Here is a 5,939-nt window from a genome sequence, read left to right as displayed (position 1 = left end):
CGCTGTTTGTGCCTGAAAATTTGCAATGAAAACAACTTTTCTTGGGCGTTGCCCAAACCCACGAGCCTTTAAAAAGGCTCGACCTAAATTTTATTTCGTTAAGATTTTGCGTATTTTTAAACGTATAATTCCCGACCGATACTAAATTATCAGCCTTGACCTCGCAATTACAAATCGTCAATTTCACCTGAAAGGTAACGCTGAATTTCGGTTACATTATTAACGGTAATCTTTTTGATATGTGTAGTAACAGCTGCTGCCTTGTACTGCAAATCGTTAAACTCAACATCTTGTGCGATAAAACGCTGCAAAAGTGTGACATCGTTCACATCTATAACGCCGTTCAAGTCAATGTCACCAGCTTTGTAGCTAAACAAATCTGTGTAAGTTTGCTCTGTGTCAGGCTCGCTTAAATTCATATCAATAAATGTGATTCCGTTCTTACTTGCATAGCGTTCAGCCTCTGTTGAGCCATAGCCGTTTATCACATAGTATGGGTTTTGCACCTTTTTGCCGTTGTTATTTGACAGTGAATAATTGAAATATCCAAATGCCTCTGTGCCGATTTTCTCAACGCTCTTGCCGATTGTCATCTTATTGAAATTCACACCAATAAACGCAGAATTGCCGATTTCCTTGATATTATCCGTCAGGTTGACTCCCTCAAGATTTATACAGCCCTCAAATGCGTAATTGCCTATCTTTTCGATGCCACTGCCAAAATTTACGGTTTTGAGCATACTTTTATAGCTTGCAAAACCTTTCGGAATTTCTTTTAAAGAATTACCAAATTTTATGCTTTCAATGTTATAGAGAGGAGCGATAAGATTACTTGGCAGGGAAGTGAGGTTGTCACCAAGTACAAGAGCTGTAACTTCAGATGGGTCAAACTTTGTGAAGATATTCTCTGAAATTCCGGTAACAGGTCTGCCAAGGTAGGTTGACGGAATTGTGATTGTGTCGCTCGGTTCGTAATTCATTTCTGTAAGAATGATTGACTTATCGTCAAGATTTACCTTGTATTTGTAGCTGTTCTCTGCATCGGTCATATCAATATTTACGATTACAAACTGGTTGTTCTCAAGTATTTTCCTGTCGATATAGTAGTAATCGCCTTGCTTTGTAAGACCAACTGTTTCGGAAGTACAGCTTGTGATTTTGTGAATAAGTGATGATACCCTTATGTATTCATCGGTCATTTCTACCAAAGTATCACTCTTGTTCATATCGGAAGCAAAGTATAAATTTTTTGCTTCGTATGTATCGGGATAGTAAATTGTCAGACTGCCTGTTGTGTAAACTTTGTTGTTTTTTGCTGTGCAGTTAAGAATATTAGAGTCAACCGAAAAAGCAAATTCGCCTGCGGTACTGCCATATATTGCGTTGCCTTCGGCTGTGCAGTTTGTAATGGTTGAGTACCACGCTTCACCGCAGAGTCCGCCCGATGACTGAATAGTTAGGTCGTAGCCATACTCAATTTTGCTGTTTGATATATGGCAATTTTTTATTGTTGCGTAATTTGCTGTGGCTGACAGAACACCGCCCTTTGAGGAAGGCTCAACAACCGCATTTTCAATATTGAGGTCTGACACAACAGCACATTTAAGATTACCGAAAAGACCGCTGTATGTATCGTTAGAAAATTGGTGCTGTTTAAATCTTATATTCTTGATTGTGTGGTTATTTCCCAGAAATGTGTCCATAAATTCGCCACTGCCGTTGCAGATAGGGTCAAAGCCCTCTGTGTAATTTTTTAAATCAAGGTCTGTGTTGAGTGAAATTACATCGGGCAGAAGTCCGTAGTTTGTGCAAAGCTCCGTAAGAGCTATGTAATCGTCAACGCTGTTGATTTCGTATGGTGCATTTATGGCTTTTTCTTGGTAAAAGCTTAAAAGAATAATCTGATTGTTCATATCCTGAGCAGAGGAATTTCTGTTTTCAAGCACAGCTTTAGCTTTAGTAATCTGCTCTGTAAGCAGGTCGGCATAGTACGGAATATCAGCCGTAGTTTTGTCAAATTTTTCTGCGTCTGTTATAGCTGACTTCAAGCTATTGATAACGAAAGAATTGTCAATATTTGATGTAAATGCCTTTATGCCTGCGTAAAGCTGAGCGTCTGCCGTATTCTCGGTTATGTCTTTCCATGCACCACGAGAAAAAGTATAGCTGTTCTTTGGTTCATACTTAATGTTGTCTGAACTGTTTGAAGAAAAATTCAGAAAAGAGTCATTGTCATTTGCCTCTATTACAACAGAGAATTTTTCGCCTGAACTCAGATAGACTTCTTTCGGCACATCAATGTAATGAATACCGTTGTTCTCAATTTTGCCGGTAAAGGTAGTTAGCAGTTTTCCGTCCTTTGGATATGCAAAGTCAGCGTCAAGTGCATAGACTGAAATTGTGTAATCATAAGCACCCATTGTGGAAATGCTGATTTGCTTTAGCTGTTCGTCTGAGTTTGCGGTAAATACATTTGCCGCACCGTCATAGTTGTAGCCGAGTCCGCTTGTAAGAAAGCTCTTCTGATAAATATTGTCAAAATTTTTGTTCGACTGCATTATATACTGCGAAAAGCTAAGTCTTATGGTGTCGTAGGAAATCCATATGTAGCCGTTGTTGCCATAGCTTTCGCCCCAGCTGTTTTTGCAGAGCCACGCTCCGTCGTGTTCAGGCTTTGAGTAACCTGTAAAATTTTCCTTGCTGTAGTTATCGTCCCAACCGACCACAGCTATGATATGACCTTGTGTTGAAAGCGGAGAGTTTTCGTCGCTGTAATAATTTTTGTAATCTGACGAATAGCACTGTCTGACGCTATCATAAAAAACGGTGATTGCACCGTCATTCATAATTTTAGATTTAAGTAAGTTAGGTTCATTGCTAAGCTCGTTGTACTCCCTGAGTCTGTAGTCGGAATAAAACCTAAGAGTTTCCGAAAAACCGCGCTTTACATCTTCATACGGGCAAAGCTGTTGCGGATATGTGCCAAATCCCGAATTAAGCGATTGTGCAAGCGTGGTTGTTGAGCCGCCGTTACTGCCCTTGTCAGGGTCTTTCATATAGTCACCGTAAAATGGCGAATTTTTGTCCGTCACGCCTGTGTGGATATACCATATCTGACCTGCCTCGGAAATATCAAGGCTGTCCTGCGGATTGTCGCCAAGTTCGGTTCTTAAATCGCTCTGCGTAAGAATGTTAGACTCCATTGATGCAACCGAGCCAAATGCCCAGCAGTAGCCCTCCGAGCCTTGATTTTTAACCTTGCTTACCCTGCCGCTGTCCCTCAAATCGTACTTTTCGGGGAGCGACTGCTTTATGTTATCGCTGTCATCATTCAAAGCTTCAATCGGCACTTCATTGCCGTTCTCATCATAATAAACGCTTGCACCGTTTTCGTTCTTTTGGTAAATTGCTTTTACGGATTCGTCTTCATTAAGTTCTGCGGCTGTGAATGCAGTGGTGCAACAGCCTGCCGTCATAAGTACACAAAGCAGTGCTGATATATATTTTAATGTCTTTTTCATACCTTACTCCTTTTTTAAATTTTTTTTATTATAACATTTTATTTTTATTATTACAATATGTACAGAGAAATTATTTTTTTATTATTATATTTTATTGCATTTTTATAAATAATTGTAAAAATTATGGTTCGCAGAGTGGTTTGGATATAAAGTCTGTGATAGTTTAAACAAAATTTCCCGACCGTTACAAACAATAATATCTACAAAACATTTAAAACAGAACATTAAAAATTCCTATTGTATTTTTGGAAAAGTATGCTATAATGAAATTAGTTAGTTAAAACTAACTTTATGAGAAAGAGTGTGGCATTATGAAGGCTGATTATAAAAACTGGGTGCCGAAATATATGGTAAATTTGCTGATTGTCGGCACTTGTGTGGCGGTAGCTTTATTTGTGATTTTCGGTATTATCGGTGTGGGGCTCAGCGGTGTGCTGAGATGGATAATTTTTGCTGTGCTGTTGATTGCGGTGCTTGTGCTGGGTGCTTTTTTAATGTGGAGCATTATGGCATACAGAGCATTTTCGTATGACGGCAATCGCAAGCTGAGCAAGCAGATTATAGACGGTACGGCTGATTACATAAAAGTTCCGAAGGGTGGCAAGTGCCTTGATGTTGGCTGTGGAAGCGGTGCGTTGACCATTGCCTGTGCAAAGAAAAATCCTGACGCTACTATTATCGGGGTTGACAGATGGGGCAAGGAATACGCTAATTTCAGCAATATGCTTTGCTGTAAAAATGCTAAGGCTGAGGGCGTGAAGAATGTTAAATTTGTAAAGGGCAATGCCTGCAAGCTTGATTTTGCGGACGAAACCTTTGACGCTGTAACAAGCAATTATGTGTATCATAATATTGCAGGTGCAAATAAGCAGGAGCTTTTGCTTGAAAGTCTGCGAGTGCTGAAAAAGGGCGGCACATTTGCAATTCACGACCTGATGTCAAAGGCGAGATACGGCGATATGCAGCAGTTTAAAAAGAAACTGCTCGATATGGGATATGAAAGCGTTGAGTTAATCGACACTACGAACGGAATGTTTATGACAAAGAAAGAGTCAAAGTATTTGCAACTTGGCGGTTCAACCTTGCTTGTCGGCAAAAAAACCTAAAATATCGCATAAAAAAGTACGGCTCATCAAAAGCCGTATTTTTTTATATATTATCAATATTATTCTAAAAAATAATAATTGCCATTCCCTTGTAAAACTTCTGCCGATACTTTATAATATACCCATAACATTATAGATAGGAAATGCGATATGATTATTAAAAAGGCTATACTTCACATACTCGACTTTAATTCGGGAATGAGCGTGTTTTCGCAAAATCTGCTTGACCTTGCGGACGATAATGTCAGCACATTTTTGCAAAAGCACATTGAAAAGCTCCATAAAGACTCTGCCCGTAAAAACGGTCGTTTTAACGAGGAAAGCGGTTTTGCAGGTGCATTAACCGAGTACAAAAACGGCGGATTTGATTTTATCGACTTCTCAACTCAGATTGCCAATGTTCTTTATGAGAATATTTCTGTGTCCGACAGGCTCGACTCAATCGACCTTGTGGCAGTTGATTACATACTTGATGACGAAAATTACTTTGCTCTGCTCCTCATCACCAATAAGTCTGCCTACACTCATCAGGTGATTACGGACGAAAACGGCGTGCATAACGAAATAATGAAGCACTATGCCATTTTGCCTGCCCCAACTCAGAAAATCGACTCATACGCTCTCATAAATACCGAGACGGGCGAGATTTATTTTTCAGACAAGAAAAGGCAGATTGACGGCAGAGATGTGGTTGTATTGCCCGAAATTCTGCTTGAATGTACAAGCGGAGTATCGACAAAAGAGGTTGTGAAAATCGTTAAGGAAACCGCCAACGAGGTGGCAGAGGAGTACGGGGTGAACTCTGCCGTAGCGGTGTCAAAGGCGAAAAGCTACATTGCGGAAAACTGCGAGGAGTCCGACACGATTTCTACCGAACAGCTTGCCGAAAACATCTTTTCAGAGTCGCCGATTATGCAGGAGGCTTTTGAAAAAAAGATTGAGGAAAAGGAAATTCCAAAGGATATTAAGGTGGAAAAAACCTCCGCAGTGCGTGCAAGCAAAAGCCAGAAAATCAAAACCGATACCGGCATAGAAATCACCGTCCCTGTAGAGTACTTTGAGGACGACCGCTATATTGAGTTTATCAATAATAATGACGGCACAATCTCAATCGCACTCAAAAATATAGGCAAGCTGATTAACAGATAGGGAATGTGTTGTACTCAGAGTATGACAGTATGTATGTTTTTTTCCGCAAACTTTAAATAAAAATAAAAAATAAAAAAATAAAATTAATATGTATGTAATATTATACTACTATATATTATTATATAAATTATTTTTTTTATTTTTATTTTTTCAAAAATAGTTT

General features: G+C 39.3%; 3 protein-coding genes. 2 read left to right on the top strand and 1 reads right to left on the bottom strand.

The annotated features are described in order from the left end of the window. Positions 1-167: 167 nt before the first annotated feature. Complete coding sequence (locus tag ACJMMI_RS02210; protein WP_405353091.1) at positions 168-3,521, bottom strand: C1 family peptidase; 3,354 nt, start codon at positions 3,519-3,521, stop codon at positions 168-170. A 347-nt stretch (positions 3,522-3,868) separates the two neighbouring features. On the opposite strand from ACJMMI_RS02210, the gene ACJMMI_RS02205 reads away from it, so the two are divergent. Both ACJMMI_RS02205 and ACJMMI_RS02200 read left to right on the top strand, forming a co-directional pair. Next, positions 3,869-4,627, top strand: a complete 759-nt coding sequence (locus ACJMMI_RS02205) for a methyltransferase domain-containing protein (RefSeq protein WP_405353089.1) — start codon at positions 3,869-3,871, stop codon at positions 4,625-4,627. A gap of 150 nt (positions 4,628-4,777) precedes the next feature. After that, the gene (locus ACJMMI_RS02200) at positions 4,778-5,776 is read left to right on the top strand and encodes a nucleoid-associated protein (protein ID WP_405353087.1); all 999 of its coding nucleotides are present in this window, start codon (positions 4,778-4,780) and stop codon (positions 5,774-5,776) included. Positions 5,777-5,939 lie beyond the last annotated feature (163 nt).

This window comes from Ruminococcus sp. (assembly GCF_045129435.1).
Classification (GTDB): domain Bacteria; phylum Bacillota; class Clostridia; order Oscillospirales; family Acutalibacteraceae; genus Ruminococcoides.
Note: the sequence above shows the minus strand (reverse complement) of the source record. Positions and strands in the feature narration are given on the sequence as shown.